Raw genomic sequence first — 25,565 nt, forward strand, 5'->3', positions numbered from 1 at the left:
TATATCGATACCTCAATATTTGGCTACCTTTCTGGGAGGGGGGGTTAGCGGCTAAGTGTATATGGTGAGTAGCCAATACCGTCAGGGCCATCACCCGTTGGCAATTCGAACAACACCTTACCGCTGGGTACTTGAATTACGTATACTTTATTTTTGTCATATGCAGACATAAACAAAGTTCGCTGATCTGGGGCGAAAATTACGCCGTTTGGTGTGGTTTTTTCTGGAAACTGTACTCGCTTGACCCGTGTTTTACTCTCAACTTCAATAATATCGAGTGTATTTTGGCGAAAATCTGGGATGACGGCATATTTCTCATCTTGGCTTAATAAAACGCGGTAAGGAAAGGTGTAGTCTTTCCATTGTTTGATTTGTTTACCTGTTTTAGTGTCAAAGATGGTAACCAATCCGTCTTGGTTACTACCCACCCAAAGCTCACTGCCACTGGCATTAATGGTGATTGCTTCTGGTGTTTTTGGCATGGGGATTTGTCTAAGTAGTTTACCGTCGGGAATGGATAACTCAGAGACCGTATTGGATTGCATATTGGTGGTGTAAACCTTATCGGTTGCGCCGTTTAGTGCCACCATGTGCGAGCCTTTTTGCTCAGTGCTGAGGGCATGTGTGATTTTGCCACTAAAAATATCGGCAATGACCACAGCATCCGCGGCTTCTGCTGATACTGCAACACGTCGTTGATCAGCAAGAAATAAAATGCCGTGCGGCCTTGGATAGTCGCTTAAATCTATTGTTCTGACTTTTTGGGCGTTTGCGATATCAAACACCGACAAGCTATTGCCACCGACATAATCTGTGACTACTGCCCATTTACCATCTTTTGTTACCGCCACTTCATGCGGACCTTTGCCTGTGGCTCTAGCTGCGACTATTTGTCGACTCGCTAGATCGATAAAGCTCATGTCATCGCCTCTTTTGTTAACGACGACCAAAGTGCCGGTAAGCATCGATGGCTTGGTATCGGCAAGAGCAGGAGTAAACGAAGTTAGTATATAAATTAGAGATAAAATAAAGAGACGCATTATTTTTTGCCTGTTGTTATTTTAATAGACGAAGATACTTTATTGAGGCACCTGAACTTATATGATCAAAACAAAACAGATCACAGTGCTAAGCAGATCAAAGTACCAAGAAAAGCACTTAAGCTATGAAAAGTTTAATATAGGAAATGAATAACAGCTATAGCTGGAAAAACTGCGTGATGTTGTAAGAGAGATTTTTAAATCTAGATATAGAAAAGCAGGAATAAAAAAGCCCTATCAGTCGACAGGGCTTTGTTGGTTATTGCTCACGGGTAATGTGAGCACTTAAATTTATGTAACGATTATTGCGCAGTGAACAATGTGTCGGTTACTTCTACCTTGCTAGATAAAGCAAGTGAAGACTCATTTAAGCTGTTAAATGCATCAACTAAGTCATTACCTGGTATTGCGCCAAATACGACTAGGTCGGTACCTGGAAATACTGAGACCACTCTCATACCTGCTTGGGCAGCTACTGCAGAGGCGTCAGCGTCTTTTGCTAACAACACAATAATATTACCTGTCAGTGTTGTTAATTCATTGGTCAATGTATTTCTGACCACTGAACCTTTACTGACAATATCGCTGCTGTTGCCAGTGACAACAGACATAGCACCTTTGGCGGCAACAACATTTTTGGTATCTGCAATTGATGCAGGTATTAGCTGTAACGCCGGCTCAACTTTGTACGCGCCAAATTCTGCTTTTGTTTGCTGTGTTAGCGTCGCTGTTTTCGAAACCGACTGTGATAATTGATCTTCAATTGAAATGTTTGCTTGTGCAGCGTTAGACACTAAAGCGACAGCACCTAGCATAATTAACTTATTTAATTTCATTATATTGTCCTTCTTATTGCGCTGCATGTCCGAATGCTCTAACCGATACGGCTTCAAGCTTACTATCTACATTGTTGTTAACAATAGCCGCAACTTCAAGGTTGTTGTCAGTACCGCCAGATAACGCGAAGTTAGTATTTCCTGTATCTAGCACTCTGATTTTCCATGTACCTTTGGCATTTTCACCATAGAAAGCATTTGACAAGAATACTGCGTCTTTAAGCACGTAACCAGGTTGGAAACCTACATCAAAAGAGAAAGCAGGGTAGAAGATAGCTTGCTTAGAAGATAATAATACGCTGCGTGTTCCTGCAGGTGAAATAACTTCAATGGCAATATCGTTACCAGCAGAAGTTTGCACTGGAGTGCCATCCTCTAGTAGGTATCCGAAACCCATCTCTTCGTTACTAATGTCAAAAGAGAACTGCATACCTTCGATGGTAATGTCCTCGATCATCTCTATCTCTTGCACAATACCAGTGGCATTGTTATCAGGGATATCTGTTGATAAATCGTTAGCTCCAACCCAATCTGTTGTAACGTAGTCGCCTAAGTTTTCAGCATAGTTTTTCGCCATTTCAACGGCTTTACCGGCATCAACACGACCAAAACCATATAGGTTGTTGAAATTGAAACCTGCTGCATTCTCAATCCAAGCATCGTGCGCCATGAATGAGCCTTCGCCAATAGCGATTTCGACCGCTTCATTTTGAGGATCGTTCATAGTGCTGGTAGACGCTAAAATGTGGCGAACATCGCGCCATGTTAATGCTGGATTCGCAGACAGAATTAATGAAATAACACCAGATGCATTTGGTGCTGCTGAAGAAGTACCATTGAAGGTTGAAGTGTAGTTACAGGTCGCATTTTCTGGATGACCTGGGTAGTTAAACGCCAGCTGGCTAGCCGCAAATGCTTCGCCAAAGAAATTACTCCACGCGGCAATAGTACCGCCGTTGAAACCTGAGTAACCATTGATACAGGTCATTTGGTCAGTGGTAACCATCGCTGGATCGTAGCGACCAAATTCACCTGCTGGTGCTGCGACCATAGTATTAGCACCTGATTGCGAATAGCTTGTGTGTAAGCCGTTGGCATTTACTGCAGCTACGCTTAAGTAGTGAATATTGGCTTGGCTTGGCTCAAACGCCGCATTGTAGCAAGGTAAACCAAGCGTTTGCGCACCATTGTCGGCACAAAATGAACCTTCGCCACGACCATCTTCAAAAGAGTTGCCGTTAGATTTAACGTTTAGCGCACCTTTACCGTTGCGCAGTGCTAAGTTTGGATACGCTTCAATTGCTTCATCAACCAATGAATAACCAATAAAGGTTGGGAAGGTAATACCATAACTACGGTTAAATGCTGAAATTTCTTCACTTGCAGAAATACCGCTACCAGGGAAACCGTGAGCAAGTAGGTCGCGTTGAGGAATCTTATCACCACCTAAGTAGTTCATGCCGATTAGGCCTGTGTCAGGAGCAACACCACGGCCACCTAAGCCATTCCAACCTTTCGCCGCAATTAAGCCTGCTACACTGGTACCGTGGTCACCACTATTGGCTTGGCTAGTAGGATCAGTGCGGTCAACTGTTGTAGCATCTAAGTTGATTGAGCGGTTTGGTAATACGTTATCAACTAAGTCTTCGTGACGAATTTCCATACCTGAGTCAACAACAACAGCAGTTACGCCAGCACCTGTAACACCTTGCGCATAGGCATTGGCAACATTCATATCTTCACCAGCGATCACAGCGGTAGCATTCTGCTCTTCAAATATATTGTCGTAACGTTCACGCGCCTCTGCTTCAGTACCACGACCTTGCTCTACGTATAATTGTACTAAGCCTTCGTACATAGCATCGCTAAGCGCATAAGCTTTTTGTCCGGTGTTGCGCAAGTGCCATTGTTGGTATGCCAATGGATCATTGCTGACATTGACAAATTCAACTGTAGATGACGCTACAATATTCTGTGCTGTCGCAGTGTAGGTAATAACGGCATCTTGACCAGATAGCGATGTATACTCGAAATCTAGCCCATTTAGTGTTAGTTGGCCGTGGCTAAATGTATAAACCCCATCAACGGCGCGAATTGTATTACCGTTTTCTAAGAAAGAGATTGTTAAAGCATCGCCGTCTGGGTCGCGGGCATCTAAAGTACCTGAAACAGGTATCCACTGCTTGGCGTCAGTTACGGTAACTTTCTGAGCACTTGGTGGATTATTGACTTCTACATTGGGAGGATTGTTGTCGCTACCGCAACCAGCTAGGGAGAGTAAAACAGCCGCATTAACTGCTGTCAGTTTAAACATCTTTTTATTCATGCATATTTCCATTGTAAGTAGTTATCCTAACTACATTTATTTTTTTAACCTTTAACACAATAAGCCATGTGTTTTTTATGCCAGTAAATAAGAAATACGTTATAGTTGTGTCGTAATTTTTTACACTGGGTCGGTTTTTCTATCACAAGAAACAGCCAAATCAAAGAGTTTATGTTTTTATTTTGTAATAAAAGTGTAAATGAAATGTAATCGTCTTATTTTAGCTAGGAAAAGGACATTGGCATTGCCCCTCTGTATTTATCCACCTGAGGTCACGAAGTTTAATTTAGGTCAATGATTCACTATGGTTAGGGGCGAACTAATTAGAGAGATTGGTTTGGCCTAGCAGATAGTGCGATTGAGCGCTAATGCGAGCATCTAAAGCACCGACTATTTAAAAATGACTAAAGGAAACTGTAAGGTTCAAAATAAATACGTTGAAATGTCATAGCAGATTACTTACATATGTTGCATCACTATCGCGTTATTAGGTTTCTTAAAGTTTATATGTCACGTCTGACGTTATATTGTTTAATAGTTTTCTTTGTTCTACCAAGAATGTCTCATGCAAGCTCCTCTATCGCTGGCATTTGGCAGCATGCAGATAAACCGGCACTCATTGAATTTGATCTCGATAAAGGCATTGGTAAGGTTAAATCGCACCAAACGCATCCTCAAAATGAAGGTCAGTTGGTGATCCGAAAGATCACAAAAGCGAGCCAGCAAGATAACTTATGGCTTGGAGAAATATACGATGCTTCACGGGGCATCTTCGTCGCGATCAGTATTAAAAAAGAACAGCGACAAGTGTTTGTTTATGATGCGTCAGGTCAGCAAATTTTGGCGTTAAAAAGAGGTCGATAGTGCTTGCTACTGACCATTCGAGATAGTGGTTTTAGTTTCCGCTATCTCACGTTCATTGGTAGTTCGAAAGTTACTCGTGTTTACTAAGCCAATCGGTTGCTAGTGGCCAAAGTTTTTGCGATTGGCGACTGAAAAACTTCATATGACCAATTTCAGAAAGATCGTGATCTTTAGGATCTAACGTGAGTGTTTGCGCAGGCATTTGGCTAAACACAGAGATCATGTCAGCAACGTTTTCATTAATGGCAATGTAATCATCCACCGCATTAACCCACATCGAGGGCATGGCTAGTTCATCATACCAGTGCTGATGAACGGTGCGCCCAAACGCCATTTTGACGTAGCCACTGCCGTTACACCAGTGTCGCCATTGTTTAGCTACCTGTTTAGGTAACGGCTCACCCATGCCGACAAGTTGTGACTTTGTGTGGCCAAACAACAAGTTATTCAAAGGAATAAAGAAGTTCATAAAAAAGTGAGCTTTGAACTTATTGATCAAGCTCATGTTTGCCAAACAGCCAGACGAGCAGGCAAAGTTAAAAACTGAACTTAGTTGGTGTGCGTTGGGCATCAAACCTATTAATTGTCCACCTGCGCTATGGCCAACGAGATGGTATTTAGCATCAGGAAATTGTGTCTTGAGATGTTCGAAAGCTGCGGTTAAGTCTTTTTCTCCCCAAGACTGCAAGGTGACTGTGTTATCGGTGAGTAAACCTTGGTTTGACTCGCCTATACCGCGGTTTTCAAAGGTTAATACACCATAACCATTGTCGCAGAGATAGCTGGCAAAGCTGGCATAGAATTGTCGCTTAATACCTGTAGCTGGGCCAATTAATACCGCCCCTTTAAGCTCGTTACTTGGCCGAAAAAGAGTCGCTGCCAAGGTTACTTGGTCTGAGCAAACGATGGTTTGCTCGTTAATCTGAGTTTGATTCATCTTCGTTTATGCTAGCTATATCGAGCTGCTTTTTAACGCATAGATATGTTAGCGCTAGATTCTTTAAATTGACTGGATAATGTAGAATTTAACTGGTCGTACCAGAAAGTCAAGTTTGAGAGTGATTCAGCCAAATAGGTCCCCAAGCTAATACGCTCTTGAGCATTGAATGATGAAAACACTATCAATAATCTTCATACTGAACTAAATTAAAGTTGTTACTCTATGGAACTACATTTGGTAACAAAATATTTTGGCTAATATGAAAGAGATTCCTGTAAAGCAGGGTCTACAAAAAAACATATATTTAATAGGGTTATTGACGTAGTGCAGCGCGATTTTGTGGCAACGGTACAACAAGGTATCGACTTTCTTTCTGGTTTAACTCAAACACAGTACACATCTGTTCCTGATGGTTTCTTAAGTGCTATTGGTGGTCACATCCGCCATGTCATTGATCACTTTGTTGCTTTGGAATTTGCACTTGAAAGTTCTGTGGTCAATTATGAGCTACGTCAACGCAATAGCCCAATTGAACGTGACTTAGCGGAAGCGCTAGCGCGCCTTGAGCAACTAAAAACATGGTTGTTGGCGTTACCTGATAGTGTTTTTACCCAAACGGTGGAAGTGCAGGCTGATGTCGGTATTGGCAGTGACAATGTTATGTCGGTTACCAGCACCTTGGGTCGCGAGCTTATGTTTGCCTGTAGTCATGCCATTCACCACTATGCAACAATGAAAGCTATTCACCTGTGTTTCGGTGGTGAAACTTCAGAGCAGTTTGGTATTGCACCATCAACAGCAACCTTCTTACGTCAGCAAAATAACGCGCAATCATAAGGTGCCAGGCAGTTGTGTACATTAACCTGGCAACTTGAGCCCAGCGGTTATCAAGTATTCTTTAATCGTGACGAGCAGCGCAGTCGCGCTATCGCTAAGCCAGTGGCTTTTAATGCGTCGCTAGATGCTGCTTACCCTATCGATCCGCAAGGTGGTGGCACTTGGATTGCACTAACACAAGCTGGCAGTACGTTTTGTTTGTTGAATAATTACCAAGCGCAAGCCATTCATCAGCCTGCTAACCCAATCAGTCGTGGCGAAGTGATTTTACGTTTGATCGCCAAACTTAATGAGGATGTTGATGGCACCAGTGAAGAGCGCGGTGATATTACTCACTTGGTAAAAACCTTACCCTTGACTCGATTTGCGCCTTTTATTGTGTGCTTCTTTCCGGCGCATTTAAATCAGCATCAAGGGCAAGTACAGCAACTACAATGGGATGGTCAGCACTTAACCCGTTTACCTGTGACTATGCCGTTAACCTCATCTGGCTTTAAGATCATTGCGGTTAGCGCTGCGCGCTATTTGCATTTTGCTGAGCTAATGCCGCAAAACACAGAAGATTTTCTGGCCTATCATGCGAGTCACCAGCCTCAGCGCAGCGCTTTTTCTGTTTGTATGCACCGAGAAGATGCGCATACGGTGAGTTTTAGTCATGTGCAAATAGGTGAGAGTGAACAAGTGTTCAATTACTATCAAGGTAGCCCTTGTCAAAGCCTGAACAATCGCGATGCGCTAACGCAGCTTAAGCTAGAGAAGCTGATGCAATTGCAATATGCTTAACGGCTTAAGTGAAAGCTTGTTAAGTCGCTAGCGCGCAACACTGGCTTGCGCGCCTTTATTATCCTTTCTTTTTTACTAGTATTCGCGCCAATCTATTTTCGGTATTCTAAATATTCTTTGTAGTCTTTGCCGAGATAAAGCTTAAGTAGCTTTTCTGGCGTATCAGGCAAATGCACACTAAGTAACAAGCCAGGAGTGTTGGCAAAGTTAGGGTCGATGGCAACACAATGAAACTTAGCTCCTAGCTGGTGGTATTGTTTAACCAGTACAGGAAGGCCTTTACCATCGGGTTCAATTTGGCTAACCAGCCAATCTAATACATCAATATCACTACCATATTTCGCTAAATACTCACTAAGTTCATAAGGTACTTGATGCTGAAACGGCTTTTTCGCAGCAACTCCTTGGCGATATTCTGGCTTAACTAAAAACTGTTCAATTAGCATGACACTGAGCGGTTGATATTGTGTGCTCAGTGATACTGTGCCGTACAGCGTACGGTATTGCGGAAATTGTTTGGCAAAAGCACCGATGCCTTTGAATAGTAACAACAAACCATGAAAACTTTTTTGCTGCTCAGCAATCAAAAATGAGCGACCCATTTCTAAACAAGGTGACTGTTGATTGATAAACTCGCTATTAAAGTTAAACATTTTGGCAAGATAAATACCGCCAGCGTCTTGCTCAGCTAGCAGCTTGTCTGATTGTCCCATACGGTAGGCACCAACCACTTGCTTGGTTTGGTGATCAAAAATAAACAGGTGCACATAGCTATCGTCAAAGTCATCACCATCTTGCGGCGCGCCGCTGCCTTCGTCGACTAAACGAAAGTTTTCTTCTCTTAAACGTCTAATTTCTTCAATAACATTGGGTACTTGCGTGCGCTTAGCATAATAAGTACTTAGGGTTTTAAAGCTTGCCAATTGCTGTGATTGTGGCAACTGAGTAACTTCTTCATTCAGTAAATCAGGTGAAATTGCTGGCGCAATTGGCTGCATTTCTGGGTTAACACGTTGTGGCCAATGCTGAACAAGCTCAGGGTCTTGCAAATACGTTAGCAGGCGAGTGAGATCCGTAATGTGTTGATCCGATTTATTGTTAAGCGCTTTATGTGTCATGTTGTTGATTACTTTACCGATAGTAATGGGAATTTTCTTACCTTGGCTGTGGATCATTTCTCTGATCAACATGAGCAGACGGAAACGAAAATATACTAAGCCAAGGCGATAAAAAATAGGTCTATTTTGTCCGCTGATATGTACTGGCAATACTGGACACTGGCATTTTTTCGCCAACATGGCGACCATTCGATGCCACTCGTGATCGCTGACTGGGCTGTGCTTATCTTTCGGGTAGCTTACCCGTCCAGCTGGGAACAGCACTACCATGCCATCATTTTTAAGATGCTTCAAACAGGCCTTTAATGATTGGCTATTGCCTTTTGCATTCGATTTTAGCGGATTTGTAAAAATGAAATAAGGCGCGAGTTCTGGAAATATCGACAACCCTCTGTTTGCCAGTATTTGAACATCGGGTCTTACTTTATTTAACAAGTGCGCCAAAGCAACGCCTTCAATTCCGCCAAACGCATGGTTAGCAACAACAATGGCTGGGCCTGTTTTGGGAAGTCGCTCCAGCGAACCGTCTGGCACTTGTAAATCAAGCTCAAAGGTGTCGATAAACTTTTCTGTAAATTCAGCCTTGTCTAGCCCTTGAAACTCATGGCGTTGATACATTTTATCAAGCTGCTTCAAGCCAACAAGTCGATCAAGCAAAGGGGCGAACCAATACACTGGCTTAAGCCAGCCTTTATTGGCGATAACATTGCGAATCGATAGATGGTAGCGACTGTCGGTTTGTTTGAGATTGTTGTTTACTAGAGTGTGCTTTGCTGACATACGTAATGCTTGGGTGAGGTTGCCCCTCAATGCTCTTTCAATTAAAACTTGCTATGGTGCAGAAGAACCTTGTTTATAGCAAAACTATTCAAACTAATCAGAATTATTATTGATGAAAGTCATATAAATCCTTTATTCACTGTGCCTAGCGATGTTGAAGCAATACGCTACGGTTGCCAGTCATCAATTAAGGTATTGATATTAAATGGTATTTAATTTTTAGCTGTCGTTAAGTGTTAGCTGATTAAACTTCTGGCATTAACTGGTATGTATCAAATCGAGATCTTAAATCAGCTGAGCTATTGCTTTTTAATATCCAGCTGGGGTTATATATGAAATAATTAATATATTGGACGTTAAGTTAACTAAGCGAAATTGAAGTGAGTCAAACTACTACATCTAACCCCAAGCAGCGTGTGTTGTTTTTATGCACTGGCAATTCAGCGCGCTCGCAAATGGCGGAAGCTATTTTACGCACAAAAGCAGGTGATTATTTTGAAGTCTTTAGCGCTGGTACGCACCCTGACGGCGTTGACGAGCGCACTTTGGTGACACTAACTAAATTTGGCTTAAGCACTGATAATTTGCAGTCAAAGTCAATCGAGGATATTGAATCGCTAGCGTTTGATTATGTGATCACCTTATGTGATCAGGCGATGCAGGAGTGCCGCTCATTTGATACCGATGGCGAGCAAATAGCTTGGGACTTCCCTGATCCTAAGTCACGCCAAGGCGTTGAGCCGTTTACTACAACCTATACCGAATTAACTAATCGTATTGAGATGTTTCTGCAGCTTAACGGCGAGCAGGACAAAGAACCGGAAGTTGATAAAGCGCAGCAAATAGCGCTTGATCCCATCGTTTTTTACAAATGCCTAACTGACGATATTCGCTTAAAAACCCTATTACTCACTAACTATTTTGGTGAAATTTGCGTGTGCGAGTTAATGGAAGCTTTAGACGAAGAAAGCCAGCCGAAAGTCTCACGTAACTTGGCTGTGCTTAAAAAAGCAGGTGTGTTGACGACGCGCAAAAATGGTCAATGGGTGTTTTATCGTATCAACCCTGAATTGCCGCTCTGGGCGAAGCAGGTGGTTAGCCAAACCTTGGAAAACAATGTTGAGCTGATTAAGCCTGATCTCACCCGTTTAGTCACCATGGATAACCGACCAGATAAAGCGAGCTTCTGCTGTTAAGCCAGCCAGACTGCTTAGCAGCTCAATTGCTTAGCTATCTGCATTTAAATAAGCGTCTATCTCTCGCTTAATAAAAGCGACGCGATTCGCCGCTTGCGCTCGTCTATGGTGGCAAATATAAACCTGCTCTGAGACAGAGTTTTCAAGGTGATGAATACGAATCGCGCTCTGCTCACTAAATGCGGATGCTGCGTGTAGCGGCAATACAGTAAAGCCTAAGCCCTGCGCAACGGGCGTTAAAATTAGGCTAATTTGGTTGGACTTACCTCGTATCGAAAACTGACTGATATGCTCAAACTCGCTAAAGTTAGCTGGCAGTAATAGCTGGGCATGATGTTGGGCGTCTGGGTGGTCAATAAAGCCCAATGTTTGTAAGACTTGCCAATCGGGAGCTTCAAACTGGCTAGGCGTCACCAACACAATCGGCTCTTGAGTTAATGGTTGCGCGATAATGTCACTGCCAACGGGCAGGGCGGTCATTAAACCAATATCTAACTGATGCTCATTCAATGTCTGTTCAATGCCACGATTTGATGAAAATTGATAATCAACACATAGTTCTTTGTGTGTTTGTTGAATCGACAAGAGGTAAGGATACAGTTTTAGCCCCAAGCTACCAGGCGACATTATCGAGACCTTACCTTGGTAAAGATTATCCTCAGTAAAGCTCGTTGATAGCGCATTGGCATCGGCTAACAGTTGCTGACCTTGTTGGTAAAGCTGCTCGCCATTTTGGGTTAGGTAAAAGCTTTTTCCTTCGCGAATAATCAGCTGAGTTTTTAACGACTGCTCCAGCTTTTTGACCTGTTGGCTAACCCCAGATTGGGTCATAAACAAACGCTCTGCGGTCTGGGTAAAATGCCCAACCTCAACAAGCGTGCAAAACGTTCTTAGCAAGTTCAGATTAATCATTACAAAATGTACTCAATATCATCAAAAATGATAATTTTTTGTCTGTGATTATAGCCTCTATACTTTTTCCTACCAGTTAATTGCTATCAGCTAGATTCTTCCAGTTAGCCTCTATCAGCTAATTGCTAGCAACGAATCACTTTAATAGAGGACAAGATCATGGCAAATGCTTACCCAAGAACGTTTTCACATATTGGTATTTCAGTGCCAGATGTCGAAGCTGCTGTTAAGTTTTACACTGAAGTACTCGGTTGGTACTTAATTATGGAACCAACCGAAATAGTTGAAGACGACAGCCCAATAGGTGAAATGTGTACTGATGTGTTCGGTGCCAACTGGAAAAAGTTCCGCATTGCTCATATGGCAACTGGCGATCGTATTGGTGTTGAGTTATTCGAGTTCGTTAATCATGAAACGCCTGACAATAACTTTGAGTACTGGAAAACTGGTGTTTTCCACTTCTGTGTTCAAGATCCTAATTTAGAAGAATTGGTCGAAAGAATTGTTGCTGCCGGTGGTAAAAAACGTATGACTGAGCCACGTTACTACTATCCAGGTGAAAAGCCTTACCGCATGATCTATATGGAAGATCCATTCGGCAATATCTTAGAAATATACAGTCATAGCTATGAGCTAACTTACTCGGCAGGAGCTTACTAAATTTATCGCTAACTAAGACGATATCGAAAGTTAGTTAAAGGCCACGTTACTGATACGCGGCCTTTTCTGGTTTTTTAAGCACAAAATGCTGTACTTTGATTAACCCGCTTCCAATTCAAACCCTTCATCAAGCCAGCCGGTAATACCGCCTGCCATAAGTTTTACGGATCTGCCTATCTGCGCGAGCCTAACTGCTGCTTTTGCGGCGCCATTACAATGTGGGCCGGCACAGTAGACAACAAACAAGGTTTCTTGCGGCCATTGTTGCATTTTACCTTCGACAATTTTGCCATAGGGCAAATGCACTGCGCCTTTAATATGACCTTGTCGAAACAGTGCCTCATTGCGCACGTCTAATAGCACAAAGCCTGGCTCTGCTTGTTGCAGGGCAAAATGCGTATCCCAACAATCGGTTTCAAAACTAAACATTGTTTGAAAATGTGCTAAGGCTTGTTCGCTGTTTGCCGCTGGTATTTGGGTAACTGGGTTGGTCATTGCTATCTCCTTTTGTTTTTAATTTTTTCAGCGCTGTTATGACGATTCTATGGTGAAATTTTATTCGACAAAATTGGCGTAATTGCCAATAATCGATTAAATACCGCCAAAGTTAATAAGTGTTGAAACGATTAACAGTGGGTCAAATCTGGAGCGCTGAAAGTAATGGAAGATTGCGAAATCACTAATTTGCACAATACTGGCGAAATGCTCAAAGCGAGCTCTAAAACTAAGCGCCAACAAAAACGTATCGCCGCTTTAGTTTACGATGGCTTATGTCTGTTTGAGTTTGGCTGTGTCACAGAAGTTTTTGGCTTAGCGCGCCCTGAGTTGGGAGAGGACTGGTTACACCATGGTTATCGTTTTGATACTTTTTCGTTTGATGGCAAAAGCGTTAATACTCAATATCACGCGCAAATTCAGCCTAGCTTGCAAGCCGATGAGTGGCACGAGTTGGATACGCTGATTATTCCCAGCTGGTGCGGCGCAGAGCAGCCTGTGCCACAAGCGCTTATTGCCACTATTCAACAGGCCCACAATGCTGGTATTCGCTTGGTTTCGATATGCTCAGGCGTATTTGTATTAGCGGCAGCAGGTGTGCTTGATGGCAAAACGGCAACGACCCACTGGCGGTATGCCAAAACTTTGCAAGCACAATACCCCAAGATTACCGTAAATACCGACGTACTTTATGTGGATAACGGCTCAGTGCTAACTTCGGCGGGCAGTGCGGCGGGTTTAGATTTATGTTTACACTTGGTTAGGCAAGATTATGGTCAGCAGATCGCCAATACTATTGCTAGACGTTTAGTGATCCCACCTGTTCGTGAAGGCAGCCAAGCGCAGTTTATTGAACAACCGCTAGCGCGCAGTGAGCGCCAAGCGATCACGCCTTTACTGACCCATTTACAGGCAAACTTAATCAAGGGGCATACCAATGCCGAACTTGCAGCGTTTATGCATATGAGCGAGCGAAGCTTACTACGTCACTTTAAAGCGGCAACGGGCACGACACCTGCAGAATGGCTTATTGAGCAACGGCTTCAATTAGCAAAAACCTTATTGGAAGAAAGCTGTTTGTCGCTTGACGCTGTTGCAGAGCAAAGCGGCTTAGGCACAGCCATGACCTTGCGTCATCATTTTCGCCATCGACTCAATATTTCACCTAGTGCCTATCGAAAACGCTTTAGTATTCAGCCAAATAAAACAATAAGTTAATAGAAGTCTTCGGCGAGTTCTTACTTGAATTTTACACGGCCCATACCAACCTCTAACGTTAAACTGTCAAGGACATACCTAATGAAGTGCCTAATGACTCGCTCAATGTGTCGGCCAATGTTTCAGCGAATGATTAACTTAGTAGGGAAGCTACTGTTAGTGCTTGCTGTGTTCTGGCAGACCTTTGTACTAGCTATTGAGCATGAAATAACCCCGTATCAACAACAGGCAGTTGTTGAAGCGTTAAGCCAAGTAATTAGCCAAAACTACCCAGATAAAGAGGCTGCGGACAAAATGGCTTTAGCGCTTAAAGGGATAACTTGGCAAGCGTCTTATCAAGCGCCGACAAACCGAGAGGAGCTGCTTGAATTACTGCGTCAAACAATAGCCTCTGCAAACCATGATAGTTATGTGGCATTAAGTGTTCAGGAGCAAAAGGGTTTAAGCATACTTTCCAATCATTCAATGCTCGTTTCAGACAATTCAACAATTAATGCTGAACAGGCAAACATAAACCAAGATGGTATTGGTTATTTCAAACTCAATAACTTTCATTCTGGTGCTCAAGCAACTTTAGCCATTGATAAAGCAATGCAAACCCTGCAAGAGAGCTGTGCATTGATACTCGATTTTAGTGCGTTAGATGATGGCGATATTAAAACGGCTGAATATCTGCTGAGTTACTTTTTCGCACCTGAGCACAGCTTTGGCAGCTTAGTGAATAACAATCGTAACGAGCAGCTAGCCTTGGCAAGCAATACAACAATCGGTGGTCAGCGATTTAGCGAGCAAGTCCCAGTGGTTTTAATGACATCGCCTTTTATGCAAGCTAGCGGTGAGTTTTTTGCCTATCAATTAAAGCAACGACCGCAAACCGCATTGATTGGTCGCTCAACCATGGGCGTCGCCACATGGTTAAAAACTTTCAACTTACCGCTTGGCCTGCAAATAGAACTGCCAGTTGCCTACTACCAAGATGGCAATGGCGAGAATTGGCAGCAGATTGGCGTAACGCCGGATATTGATATCGCGATTGAAGATAGCTTGGTTGAGGCACAGCGCTTAACAGCGCAGTGGTGTAAATCGCATTAATTTAGCGTAAGGGCTTATATTTATTACTCTGCTTGAGTGCTTTTGGCTATACGTATGCAATGAAATTCAACACCGTCATAAGCAATATTGATTATTGTAAACTTACCTTAAACGCTTCTTTGTAGCGCCTAGAAAGAGTCAGTTGTTTACCTGTTTTTAGTCGAATTTCACTATCACCACTACTGATAGGGGTGATGGATTCAATAGCATCAAGCCTTACTGCGTAAGAGCGGTGGATACGACTAAAGCCCTTATCTGCCAGCTGTTCTATTAACTTGGTGAGCGTTATGCGCAATGGATAAATTCGCTCGCCAATATGCAGGTTGACATAATTTCCAGAAGACTCTAACCATTCAACATCGCTCACTTTGATAATAAATTCTTTGCCGAGCTTTTTAACGAGCAGCCTATCAATGCTCTTTCTTTGTTGCTCATTATCTTCTTGGTGATCTTCGCCTTCATGAATTGGGTTCGCCTCACCTTGTAAACGTGCGAGCACAAAACGATAGACATGAATACCGACCACGAAAAACAAGAATGCCCATAAGTCCTTTCGGTATTCGTACAATAATTCATACCAAACATTGCCAAAATCGTAGTAGCGCTCTTGGCTAAGGTAAATCAACTTGCGAAAGCCAACCATTAGGCCGACATGAGCGAGCGAAAATAGTATCGAACCAAGCCAGTAAATGGCGACGGTCAGGTGAAATTTATGCCATTGGATAGGGAACCTATCAATAAATTTGGCGATCAGTGGGAACAATAGAAGCGTGGATATTGCACTGGTGTACTCCCACGAAAATGGTTCCCACCAATCAAAGGGTAACGCCTGGTTATTGCGGCTCGCTTCCATGATCACACTGCTGGCGAGTAAGGTCGCATTAATTAGAAAATAACTAACAAGTGCGACAACTTCATAGCGCAATTGATAACGTTGAAAATGTGCCAGTTTATTCACAATAATTACTCTTGGTTTGAGCCATTTCTAGTAAGCCAATTACTATTATAATTTTATCCCTGTCAGCCACCGCTTAGCCCTATCCATTGTTTATTAAGCACTTTTTAAATTTATTTTGATACGCCATGGCCCATCATATCAATAAATAATTGTTATGTAAGTGACTAGGTGCAAAGCTTGATTTATCGAATTTCACAACACTTGATTTTTACGCCTCCTGATAGCGGAACTTGTCCACCACGCAGAGCAGATCTTGATTGGCTACGCATCATGTTGTTTGCCCTATTGATTAGTCATCATATCGGCATGTTCTATGTTGACGCATGGAGCTGGCATGCCAAAAGCCAGTACTCGGTTGTATGGTTAGATAAGCTGTTACTTGTGGTTGAACCTTGGCGAATGCCGGCTATTTGGCTTATCTCGGGCGTTGCTATCCGCTTTGTGCTTGCTAAGGTCTCGCCTATGCGATTTGTTATGCTGCGCACTTATCGTTTACTCCTGCCACTTTTATTTGGTGTATTGGTCATTGTTCCGCCGCAACTTTATATTGAAATGACCGCAAAAGGTGAGATTGCACTCAGCTATTGGCAGTTTTTACTGGCATTCTTTAGCGATGCTGTTACGGGTAAAGAGGGAATTTTTAGCAATTATCCACACGGTATTTGGCCTCATATTGATGTGAATCACTTGTGGTATTTACGCTCTCTTTGGTATTACTCGTTAGCATTGGTTTGCTTGCTCCCCTTACTTAATAGCAATTGGCTTGAATCAATGCGTCGGCGATTCGTTTTAGGCAATGGCGCTATTGTTGTTGGCATATTAGCAATACCTGTTATTGCGATTGAATACTTGTGGGCAGAGGCTCCAAGCCGGTATCCGATAGGGCTATTGTTTTTATTCTATGGCTATATGCTCGGTTGGCAGCCACAAGCATGGCAGAAAATTACTGATCACGTTAAACACTTTTACCTCGCATACGGACTATGTTGTTTGGTATTAATTTTTTTCTATCAATACGTTTGGCTATATGCCAGAGCTGAATCCATCGTTCCTACTTGGGTTCAGTTGGTGGGAAATCTACTTTATGGAAGCTGTCGATTACTGGGCGTTTTGATGATGTTGGGTTTTGCACAAACTGTATTCATCTCAAAACGCTGTCAAAACAGCCGTTGGCTGACCTATGGTGTTGATGCTGTTTATCCATTTTACATATTGCATCAAACCATTATTTTAGTGGCGGGGTTTTATCTTACTCAATTGAATTTGGGCGCTGCCGTCGAATCTTCGTTATTAGTCTTAGTTACGATTGCAGGCTGTTTTGTTGGCTTTGAGTTGGTTAAGCGCGTCGATATCCTGAGGCCGTGTTTTGGGCTCAAGATGCAAGGCCAGTATTCAATGGTATGGCAAAAGGCTGGTTACGCCTGTTCTGCATGTTTGCTCTTGCCTTTGATTTGGCGACTTATTTAGCTTAGTGATGAAACAGCCTAAAGCGCCTTTTTTCGCTTAAATTTTTTAATAATCACTTGTTGCTGATAGCGTTTAAGTTCGTCAAATGAGGCTTTGGTAATGTCCTCAATGGCGGTGCGGTAGCTAATATCACGCAGTAGCTCGATGTTATAGGGGCATTTATCAATCAGTGATTTGATGCTGTCGAGCGAGTCAGTTTTATTGGCGATTTGCTGATGAAATAGGGCTTCGGCAAAGGTGGTTGGGGTTACAGCAATTAAGTAATTAGCATCAGGTGTTAGCATCTCAGGAAAGTAGCTAGACAGTGCTAATATTCGCTTGGGATCGGGGAAGTGAACTTCAATTTCACCGTTTACCATTATCTTTCCCGTTTTTTGCCTAAAGCCTTGTTGATGGAAAAAGGTTTGCAGGTAGTCCCGTTGGCCGCGCGATAAAATATCGTAGTCATTACGGACAAACCAGTTGTCATCATAAATGGTCACTAGCGATAAACCCGATTGTGCGTACATATGTTTGTCTTGCAAAATCGGGTAGGTCTCGGTGATATCGACGGTGCTCATGCTAATAAGTTTAATGCGGTATAACTGACATGTTAGTTGTTTATACCAATTTGCCTCACTAAAAGATCAGCGTAACTTATACCAATCATTCAATTTGATATTAGAACTCAGGCGCCACCTCAAAGTGTAGTCGCTGCTGCGAGATCGGGTGCAAAAAGCTCAGGTGTTGGGCGTGCAGGTGCAAACGCTTGTCGACTGTGCCGTAAAGCTTATCACCAACAATGGGAGTATTTAATCCGTCTGGGTGTGCGCAGTGCACCCGCAGTTGGTGCGTTCGACCAGTGACAGGGGTCAGTTTTACTCTGGTGCGGGTATTAGTGTCATCTTCTTCATAACCTAGCACTTGCCAAAGCGTTTCAGCTCGTTTGCCATCAGTAAAGCAGACTTTCTGGCGCGGTCTGTCATCAATATCCAAAATCAGTGGCAAGTGAATTTGACCGCTTGGTTGCTTGCTTCGCTGCTTGCTTAGCTTACTGTTAACTGAATTGCCATTAACTACTTCTTTGTTTGTTAATTTCCCTTCAAGCAATGCGACGTACTGCTTTTGCACCACTTTATTAATAAACTGTTTTTGCAGATGCTTGTGGGCTCGCTCGTTTAACGCGAGTACGAGTAAGCCAGAAGTAGCCATATCCAAGCGATGTAAGACTAAACCACCAGTAGCATCGGGAAATTGTGCTTGAATACGTGTTGCCACTGAATCGGCAATAGTAACACCGGGCACCGATAGCAAGCCCGCAGGTTTGTTGACCACCACCAAATGTTCGTCTTGATAGACAATAGGCAGCGGCTTTTCTGCACCAGGGTTGACCAGTAAAGGGTTATCATCTAGCACTAGCCCTTGCAGCATAAAGGTTAAAATAGGCAGGCATTTACCTTGGCAAGCGGGGTAGTAGTGGCCGTGCTTGCGAATTTCTGAGCTAGGTTGTTGACCCCACCAAAATTCTGCCATACACACAGGCGTTAGCTGATGTTCAAAGGCGTATTGCAGCAATTTTGGCGCGGCGCAATCCCCGCTGCCCGCCGGTGGTGTTGGCGATTTAGTTTCGGCAAACAAGCTGATGAGATCCGCATACTCGCCTTTGCTGTTGAGCATCTTGTATTGCTTAAATAATCGCTTTTGCAGCATGTTTGACAGCTTGCGACGCGCTTTCTTTAACGCGGTGATTTTGTCTAGCTTCAGCTGTAAGGTGGAATTGGCGAGTTCAATGCGTTGCTGCCAATAAGCTTTTAGCGCAGCCAACGCTTTTTTATCGCTAACACTTTGGCGTGAAAGCTCAATACTCTCTTGTTTACCCTGCGCAGGCGATAATGTGCCTTGCGTTAATTGCGCTTCCATACGCTGGCGCTGTTGTTTACGTTGCTGACGATTATCTCTGTGTTGCTGCTGTAATTGACTAATTTGCCAATCAGCGGCGGCTTGTTCGGAATCTGCGGTTAGCTGCAACATCTTGACGACTTTGGTGTTACAAAGCGCCGCGATTTCAGCGTTTATTTCGTTTACTTCTCGCTGCTTATCCACAAAGAATTCATCTTGGCGTTCGGCATCAAAAACCGGTGGCACAAAGTTGAATGATTGTGAGTTTTCAGTAGCTGATTCTTTATCCGATTCCTTGTCTGACTCCTTACCTAGCTCTTTACCCGAGAAGGCAGCCAGAAAACCTAACTGATCTTGGTGATTTCTGACCACCAATACTCCGTACATTTTACCTGTTTGGTCACTGGCAAGCGGATGAATATCGCTTAGGGCGCTTTGCAGTTGCTGCGCCGCTATTATCGCTAATTCATGTGGTTGATAGCAAAATGGATAAGTGAACTTTTTCGGCGGCGATATCGTACCGAGCGAAGATTGAAAGGGAATAAAGTAGCTAGGCTTAACAGACAAAGGAAATGCTCGCTCATTGATAACACTGCAAAGCACCATTTTACCTGCATCTACCGCAGAGATCAGCCAGCTTAATTTAATGCAGGCTTAACGCTGGTGAAATAGTGGTCAGTAATTCGCTATCTTGTTAAAGTAATTGAAATTTCTGGCAGCTAGACTCGTTATTGAAAAAGTTTATGTGAATTTGATGATGCTACTCGCGATAACAATTTGCGATATTAAATGGCGATAAGCCAAGCAGCGATAAGCTTACTAGCGATAACAAGAATAATAACGCCGATAGTCTGCGGCAAAAGAACAAAAAGTGATAGGGGAATGGATATGCAACAGGCACAAGAAACAGCAGCAAGCAATTCAATGAAAGGTAAAACAGTGGTGATCACCGGTGCCTCAGCGGGCGTAGGTGCTGAAGCCGCGCGCGTGTTCGCTACGCAAGGCGCGAATTTGGTGTTAATTGCTCGTGGTCAGCAGGCCTTAGATGAGATCACACAAGAGTTAAGTGCTCAAGTGAAGGTGATGAGCCAAACATTGGACGTTAACGATTTGAGCCAATTTGAACCCTTGTTAGAAAGTGTGATGCAAGAATTTGGTTGTATCGATGTACTGGTCAACAACGCAGGCTATCACCAACGTGGCGACGCCATTGGTATTGCGCCGGAAGATATTGCGCAAATGGTTGATGTGAATTTACGTGCGCCGCTAGTGTTTTCGCGGCAAGTGATCCCTCATATGAAAGCCAATGGTGGTGGCGCGATTGTCAATATCGGCTCGCTCGCTGGTCGTATGCCTCTGCAAGGCGGTGCGGCTTATGGTGCAACTAAAGCGGGGTTACGCTCATTTACCTATGCACTGGGTGACGAGTTAAAGCCGTTCAATATTCATGTGGGCGTGGTGTCGCCAGGTCCAATTGATACCGGTTTTATTATGTCGAATATCGACCAAGTAGAAGACATTGTTTTTTCACAGGAAATGAGCAGCGCTCGACAAGTGGCTGACGCTGCACTGACCGTGGCACAAGGTAAAGAGCGCGAAGTCTGTTTACCAGCAAGCGGCGGTTTACTGACGACCATCTCGTACTTATTCCCATGGCTGCGTACTAAGTTACGACCTGCTATGTATCGCAAAGGCGCTAAACTCAAAGCAAAATATAAAGCTCGCAATTTAGCTATTAAACAAGCACTTAAGCAAGCCAATAAGCAGGCTTAATCAGATCAGCTAGCTGCCGGTTTTTTTACTAAACACAAGTTCGACAATAGCGAGGTTAATCGCCATTCCCAACAGACGATCATATTGATGATGAAGCGCTGCGGCTGTTGGGTAGAGCTGGTCAAACGAACTAAACATTAGCATCACTAATAGCCCAGTAAATAGTGGTGTGACAGCTGCTAAAATAATCGCCACAGCGCGCGCCATCCAATGTTGATGCCGCGCGATATTGCGATTAACAATATGCCAAACCGCTATCAAAAAGCATAAACAGATAGCAGCGCTCATAACTATTAATATCAGGTATCGTGCCCCTTGCTCGGTAGGTGTTAATTGTTTGTGCATCCAAATACCCGAAAGCGCCATCACACAGCCCGCAATAACGGCAATGCGCCCCGCGACTTTATGCCAACTAACATATTGCTGGCGTAACCTTGGTGAAAATTGCCAAGGCATGGTTAAGAAAAATAAAATACCTGAGCTACCGTGAACATAAACTGCTGCGGGTGCATCAAAATAGGCGCTGTTGATCATGGCGGCAAGCTCCTGATTGTTGCCTGCTCCGATGGCAACAATGAGCAAAATAAATATCGCCGGAATCGCGGGAATGGCTGTGATTAATGCTAACGTACTTACGACTGGCCAATTAAATGGAATAGTCGCTTTGTTTTTTTGGGCGATTGGGTTTTGGTTGATTGATTTACGGCTATTTGGTTTCTGGCAGCTCGCTTGCCTATTTGCTGTTAATGCTTGTCTCATTATTTTCCCGCTTTCTATCAGTGAATCGGCTAGGCTGTCTATTTACCTAACAGACATATTTCGCTAGGGTGAATTTGATTATCGAGAAAGCGATGTGTTTAGGCGTCCGACTGGGTTGGCGCGAACGGCTAAATACTTATTTTTTGCGCTTGTGACAGAGAAAACGTACTAGCCTGTAGGATTGGACGCTCACAATTCACTAACAGAATACACTATCAGAGTGACTGATTTTAAAGGAATAGTTTGAAGGAATAAGTAGAGTTTTATGGTTGCAGAATCCGGAGTGTTCGCCCTAAACCTTATCACGCTTACGGTGATTGTTTTTAGCGCTCATTTATTATTGTTGCGGGCAACAAAGTTGCAAGCCTATTTGCCATTAGCCGTCTGTTTAACCTCTGTTGGTGTGGTATTAAGTCAGCCTGTGCTCGCCAGTTTAACAATGCCTTGGCGAGTCAGTTTTTTAATCTTATCACTACCAGCGCTGATGCTCATTGCCCCGAGTTTTTGGTGCTATGTATGTGGCATTACCGCGCAGTCACCATGGCAGTTTAAGCAAGTCTCTAAGGTACATTTTCTGCCTTTTGCCATTGGCGGCGGCGTTGCATTGATTGCGCTGTTAATGCCCAGTGAAATCCAATATCAACTCTTGGTTTTGGGGGATGATAGCCTGCTTACTAGCTTATCCACACCCATGCAATGGCTAGTTGGTGGCACCTTAATTGTGACCTTTTTGCTGGTCATTGCTTGGGTGATTCAATCAGGCTACTACGTTTATCAAGTTGTTGGTCGGTTACATCAGTATCGCCGCCATCTAAAGGATTTATTTGCCAGCACCGAAGAAAAGGAAGCACGCTGGTTAACTTGGTTATTGTTGGCGATTGGCGTTGTTTGGGGTTTAACAGCAATTAGCTTGTTGATTGATAATCTGCTGTTCTCTTTTCGCTTTGATGGCTTGATAAGCGGCGCGATCACCTTAGTGATGGTGTGGAGTGTTGCCCTGTGGGGATTGCGCCAAAAGCCGGGTTTTGAAGAGCTTTACACGAGCCAAATAGCCGTTGAACAAGTATTGACAAGGGATGCGCAGCAACAAAACAAGTACCAACGTTCGGCGCTAAGTAACGAACAGGCAAATACAATTGCTACTAAAATTGAACAGGCGATGCAGCAAGACCAGCTATATTTAGATTCTTCCTTATCCCTGCAAAAGCTGGCCAGTCATATTCATACTTCGCCAAATTATATTTCCCAAACCCTTAATGAAGCGCTGGGTGCGAACTTTTTCGATTACGTAAATCGGTATCGCATAGATGCAGCCAAGCAGGCTTTACAACAATCCAATGATACTGTGGTCGATATTGCCATGGCGGTTGGTTTTAATGCCAAATCTTCCTTCTATACTGCCTTTAAAAAAGAGACTCAGCAAACTCCAAGTCAATATCGAAAATCAGTGCATGTGGAAGCCGCTAATTAGTTAAGTTTTAACTTTTAACTTTCTTTATGAACCACCACTAACTAGTAACGTTATTGATGCTTAATCTCTGACGATAGTTATCGATAACAGATGGCATATGGGTGATCAAGCCACCTAGTAAAATTAACGTCAGTGCTGCCGCCATTTCGCGTGACCAGGCTGCCATTGCAAAGGTCGCTAATAGCAGTGACGCGCAAAGCGGCGTAAAAAAGCTCAGGCTGGCCAATAGGCGATGATTACCTTTGGAAAGACCATATTCCCACAAATAAAATGAACCGCCCAGCGGACCTAAGCCAATCAGCAATAAGTAGAGCCACTTTACTGTAGTGAGCTGTTCGATATTGATGGCAGGCTCAAATAATAGGTGACAAATTGCCGCAAGCAGAGCAACCGCGAGTGACAACCAACCAATGTCTGCAGTATTACTCTTGCCTTTTGATAGATAAGCGGAATAACTTGCCCAAATAATAGCAGCGCCCAATGCCACTAAATAGCCGACAAGGTCTTGCTGTGTGAATGTCGCTTGTCCGCCAGACAGTAATACGACAATACCGATAAAAGCCGTGATACCGCCTGCCAAGGCGAATAGTCGCTGTCCACGTTGAGCTAGAAGCAATGTCAGCAATAACGGCCATAAGTAGTTAATTAACGTGACTTCTAACACCGGTGCAAACTGCAGCGCGAAAAAGTAGCAGAAGTGATAGCCAAATAAGCCTATTATGCCGAACAGCCATTGCTTAACGGTTAATTTGGGTTTAGCAAGCCAATGTTTTTCTTGTTGATAGCGCCATAGCAGTGACAGCCCAAATGAAACAAAAAAAGCACAACTTAAAATATAAAAGGCGGGAATATTGGTAGTTTTAGCTGCTAGTAATGCTAAAGATGACCACATGAACAGTGCTAAGGTGCCTAAAATGCTTGCCATAAAATGAGTTGCTCTGAAATTAGATTGTTTTTACCGATGTACTATTTGAATAAGTGCTTACTACCTGAACCTGCTAATGTGATTAGTTAATGCGAGTAACTATTGCGATTAGTTAATGCAAGTAACTAAGTGTTCAAATGAAGCGAAGTGTTAGCACAACAAAATATGCTAAGTAGTGTACAAGAAGTGCTAAATAAAAATGTGCTGAAAAGCCGATTTAATCACCTGCCAAGCTGGAATGTTAAACGTTTAGATTTAGACGCTGACGATCAGGTTAGTGTTTGCTAAATGCTTTAGGAGATTGGCCATAAACTTCTTTAAAGCGCCGACTAAACGCAGAAGCGTTTTGATAACCCACTTGCTCTGCTACTAAGCTTATTGGTAAATCAGTATAGCTGAGCAGGGCTTTTGCTTTTTCCATTCTTAGATTCGTTAAGTACTTTTGCGGGCTCGTACCAAATTGTTGGTGAAATACTGCTTTAAATTGACTCAAGCTTAAATGCGCTTGCTTGGCAAGATCGCTTAGCGTCAGCGGGTTGGCAAGTTGTTGTGCCATGGTATCAAGCACTGGCGCAAGTCGCTTATCGATTGCATGTGTGCTGGTTTGCGTAGCAAGTAGTGACCAAAATAACGGCGTTAGCGTATCGGATACGGCATCAAATTCAGGTTGAGCAAGCTGCTTTTCTACATACTGAATAAAGGCGTAAAAAGCGTCAGAAATACTAACATAGTGCTGATGCTGTGGTAGATATTGGCTGGGCAAGTCGGTGAGATCGGCAACTAAGAAACGAGCACATTCATCGGCAGCAAAACTATGTAGCTCACCTTGATAGATAATCGCACAACGCTTTGGCCCAATAGTTTGTTTGTCGTTTGCGATGTCTAATTCAATATTGCCATGCAGCGGCAGCACTAACTGATGGTGATTGTGGTGGTGCTGACTAAGCTGTCGCGTATACGAGCGTATCGATAAGGCTATGTCTAGGTTGCTGCTGGCACTTAGCTGACTTGTATTGTCTGAAGGCAAATTAATATGAATACTAATAATGTGAGTAGTTAATTGATAGCGTTAACCATAACGATTAGCGGGTTTTATCACAACCTCATGTTCTACTTAGAACGCTGCTACTAATACCGAAGCTACTAACACCTAAACCACTAGCACCGAAGCCACTAACTCCAGAGCCAAGCAGGCTATTGCAAACAAAAAACAGCAGCCAATCGACTACTGTTTTTC

Annotated in this window: 24 protein-coding genes; 11 read left to right on the forward strand and 13 right to left on the reverse strand. The window is 43.3% G+C overall.

All coding sequences use genetic code 11. The features are described 5' to 3' along the window. Positions 1-44: 44 nt before the first annotated feature. The 3 genes from ACSLUR_RS00740 to ACSLUR_RS00750 all read right to left on the reverse strand — a co-directional run bounded on the left by ACSLUR_RS00740 (position 45) and on the right by ACSLUR_RS00750 (position 4,202). A complete protein-coding gene (locus tag ACSLUR_RS00740; RefSeq protein WP_448550899.1) occupies positions 45-920 on the reverse strand; it encodes a YncE family protein in 876 nt (291 codons plus the stop codon). 422 nt (positions 921-1,342) lie between these two features. Then, positions 1,343-1,876, reverse strand: coding sequence for a serine protease external chaperone (locus ACSLUR_RS00745; protein WP_448550901.1), 534 nt, complete (start codon positions 1,874-1,876; stop codon positions 1,343-1,345). A 13-nt stretch (positions 1,877-1,889) separates the two neighbouring features. After that, the gene (locus ACSLUR_RS00750) at positions 1,890-4,202 is read right to left on the reverse strand and encodes a S8 family serine peptidase (RefSeq protein WP_448550903.1); all 2,313 of its coding nucleotides are present in this window, start codon (positions 4,200-4,202) and stop codon (positions 1,890-1,892) included. A gap of 558 nt (positions 4,203-4,760) precedes the next feature. On the opposite strand from ACSLUR_RS00750, the gene ACSLUR_RS00755 reads away from it, so the two are divergent. Beyond that, positions 4,761-5,066 carry a hypothetical protein gene (locus ACSLUR_RS00755; RefSeq protein ID WP_448550906.1) on the forward strand — a complete coding sequence of 102 codons (306 nt, stop codon included), beginning with the start codon at positions 4,761-4,763 and terminating at the stop codon, positions 5,064-5,066. Positions 5,067-5,136: 70 nt separating this feature from the next. Here ACSLUR_RS00755 and ACSLUR_RS00760 read toward each other — a convergent pair whose 3' ends face one another. After that, positions 5,137-6,003, reverse strand: a complete 867-nt coding sequence (locus ACSLUR_RS00760) for an alpha/beta hydrolase family protein (protein ID WP_448550908.1) — start codon at positions 6,001-6,003, stop codon at positions 5,137-5,139. A 327-nt stretch (positions 6,004-6,330) separates the two neighbouring features. Here ACSLUR_RS00760 and ACSLUR_RS00765 point away from each other — a divergent pair, with 327 nt between their 5' ends. Together ACSLUR_RS00765 and ACSLUR_RS00770 are read left to right on the forward strand one after the other, a co-directional pair. Then, positions 6,331-6,843, forward strand: a complete 513-nt coding sequence (locus tag ACSLUR_RS00765) for a DinB family protein (protein WP_181901524.1) — start codon at positions 6,331-6,333, stop codon at positions 6,841-6,843. 12 nt (positions 6,844-6,855) lie between these two features. Next, a complete protein-coding gene (locus tag ACSLUR_RS00770) occupies positions 6,856-7,626 on the forward strand; it encodes an NRDE family protein (protein ID WP_448550910.1) in 771 nt (256 codons plus the stop codon). A gap of 92 nt (positions 7,627-7,718) precedes the next feature. On the opposite strand, the gene ACSLUR_RS00775 is transcribed toward ACSLUR_RS00770, so the two are convergent. After that, positions 7,719-9,524, reverse strand: a complete 1,806-nt coding sequence (locus tag ACSLUR_RS00775) for a bifunctional lysophospholipid acyltransferase family protein/GNAT family N-acetyltransferase (protein ID WP_448550912.1) — start codon at positions 9,522-9,524, stop codon at positions 7,719-7,721. 380 nt (positions 9,525-9,904) lie between these two features. On the opposite strand from ACSLUR_RS00775, the gene ACSLUR_RS00780 reads away from it, so the two are divergent. Next, on the forward strand, positions 9,905-10,720 hold the full coding sequence (locus ACSLUR_RS00780) for a metalloregulator ArsR/SmtB family transcription factor (protein ID WP_448550914.1): 816 nt from the start codon (positions 9,905-9,907) through the stop codon (positions 10,718-10,720). A 30-nt stretch (positions 10,721-10,750) separates the two neighbouring features. Here the strand turns inward: ACSLUR_RS00780 and ACSLUR_RS00785 are convergent, their stop codons facing one another. Beyond that, positions 10,751-11,632 carry a LysR family transcriptional regulator gene (locus tag ACSLUR_RS00785; RefSeq protein WP_448550916.1) on the reverse strand — a complete coding sequence of 294 codons (882 nt, stop codon included), beginning with the start codon at positions 11,630-11,632 and terminating at the stop codon, positions 10,751-10,753. A 159-nt stretch (positions 11,633-11,791) separates the two neighbouring features. Here ACSLUR_RS00785 and ACSLUR_RS00790 point away from each other — a divergent pair, with 159 nt between their 5' ends. Continuing rightward, on the forward strand, positions 11,792-12,292 hold the full coding sequence (locus tag ACSLUR_RS00790; RefSeq protein ID WP_448550917.1) for a lactoylglutathione lyase family protein: 501 nt from the start codon (positions 11,792-11,794) through the stop codon (positions 12,290-12,292). Between the two features lie 99 nt (positions 12,293-12,391). Here the strand turns inward: ACSLUR_RS00790 and ACSLUR_RS00795 are convergent, their stop codons facing one another. Next, positions 12,392-12,787, reverse strand: coding sequence for a rhodanese-like domain-containing protein (locus tag ACSLUR_RS00795; protein ID WP_448550918.1), 396 nt, complete (start codon positions 12,785-12,787; stop codon positions 12,392-12,394). A gap of 165 nt (positions 12,788-12,952) precedes the next feature. On the opposite strand from ACSLUR_RS00795, the gene ftrA reads away from it, so the two are divergent. Beyond that, the gene (gene ftrA, locus ACSLUR_RS00800; protein ID WP_448550920.1) at positions 12,953-14,005 is read left to right on the forward strand and encodes a transcriptional regulator FtrA; all 1,053 of its coding nucleotides are present in this window, start codon (positions 12,953-12,955) and stop codon (positions 14,003-14,005) included. 81 nt (positions 14,006-14,086) lie between these two features. Continuing rightward, entirely contained in the window at positions 14,087-15,097 is a 1,011-nt protein-coding gene (locus tag ACSLUR_RS00805; RefSeq protein ID WP_448550922.1) for a S41 family peptidase, read from the forward strand. Between the two features lie 91 nt (positions 15,098-15,188). Here ACSLUR_RS00805 and ACSLUR_RS00810 read toward each other — a convergent pair whose 3' ends face one another. Next, positions 15,189-16,055 carry a LytR/AlgR family response regulator transcription factor gene (locus ACSLUR_RS00810; protein WP_448550924.1) on the reverse strand — a complete coding sequence of 289 codons (867 nt, stop codon included), beginning with the start codon at positions 16,053-16,055 and terminating at the stop codon, positions 15,189-15,191. A gap of 168 nt (positions 16,056-16,223) precedes the next feature. Here ACSLUR_RS00810 and ACSLUR_RS00815 point away from each other — a divergent pair, with 168 nt between their 5' ends. After that, a complete protein-coding gene (locus ACSLUR_RS00815; RefSeq protein ID WP_448550926.1) occupies positions 16,224-17,522 on the forward strand; it encodes an acyltransferase family protein in 1,299 nt (432 codons plus the stop codon). Between the two features lie 17 nt (positions 17,523-17,539). Here ACSLUR_RS00815 and ACSLUR_RS00820 read toward each other — a convergent pair whose 3' ends face one another. Next, entirely contained in the window at positions 17,540-18,082 is a 543-nt protein-coding gene (locus ACSLUR_RS00820) for a hypothetical protein (RefSeq protein ID WP_448550928.1), read from the reverse strand. 100 nt (positions 18,083-18,182) lie between these two features. After that, entirely contained in the window at positions 18,183-19,967 is a 1,785-nt protein-coding gene (locus ACSLUR_RS00825) for an RluA family pseudouridine synthase (protein WP_448550930.1), read from the reverse strand. Positions 19,968-20,282: 315 nt separating this feature from the next. Here ACSLUR_RS00825 and ACSLUR_RS00830 point away from each other — a divergent pair, with 315 nt between their 5' ends. After that, positions 20,283-21,173 carry an SDR family NAD(P)-dependent oxidoreductase gene (locus ACSLUR_RS00830; protein ID WP_448550932.1) on the forward strand — a complete coding sequence of 297 codons (891 nt, stop codon included), beginning with the start codon at positions 20,283-20,285 and terminating at the stop codon, positions 21,171-21,173. Positions 21,174-21,182: 9 nt separating this feature from the next. On the opposite strand, the gene ACSLUR_RS00835 is transcribed toward ACSLUR_RS00830, so the two are convergent. After that, complete coding sequence (locus tag ACSLUR_RS00835; RefSeq protein ID WP_448550935.1) at positions 21,183-21,932, reverse strand: DUF2306 domain-containing protein; 750 nt, start codon at positions 21,930-21,932, stop codon at positions 21,183-21,185. A 265-nt stretch (positions 21,933-22,197) separates the two neighbouring features. Between ACSLUR_RS00835 and ACSLUR_RS00840 the strand changes: the two genes are divergently transcribed. Continuing rightward, positions 22,198-23,403: a helix-turn-helix domain-containing protein gene (locus ACSLUR_RS00840; protein WP_448550937.1), complete on the forward strand. Its 1,206-nt coding sequence runs from the start codon at positions 22,198-22,200 to the stop codon at positions 23,401-23,403. Positions 23,404-23,440: 37 nt separating this feature from the next. Here ACSLUR_RS00840 and ACSLUR_RS00845 read toward each other — a convergent pair whose 3' ends face one another. Continuing rightward, entirely contained in the window at positions 23,441-24,328 is an 888-nt protein-coding gene (locus tag ACSLUR_RS00845; protein WP_448550939.1) for an EamA family transporter, read from the reverse strand. A gap of 147 nt (positions 24,329-24,475) precedes the next feature. On the opposite strand from ACSLUR_RS00845, the gene ACSLUR_RS00850 reads away from it, so the two are divergent. Continuing rightward, complete coding sequence (locus tag ACSLUR_RS00850; protein ID WP_448550941.1) at positions 24,476-24,616, forward strand: hypothetical protein; 141 nt, start codon at positions 24,476-24,478, stop codon at positions 24,614-24,616. Here the strand turns inward: ACSLUR_RS00850 and ACSLUR_RS00855 are convergent. Beyond that, positions 24,603-25,355: a helix-turn-helix domain-containing protein gene (locus ACSLUR_RS00855; RefSeq protein WP_448550943.1), complete on the reverse strand. Its 753-nt coding sequence runs from the start codon at positions 25,353-25,355 to the stop codon at positions 24,603-24,605. The two genes, ACSLUR_RS00850 and ACSLUR_RS00855, sit on opposite strands and share 14 nt — an antisense overlap. Positions 25,356-25,565: the final 210 nt, after the last annotated feature.

The organism is Thalassotalea montiporae, from assembly GCF_053485855.1.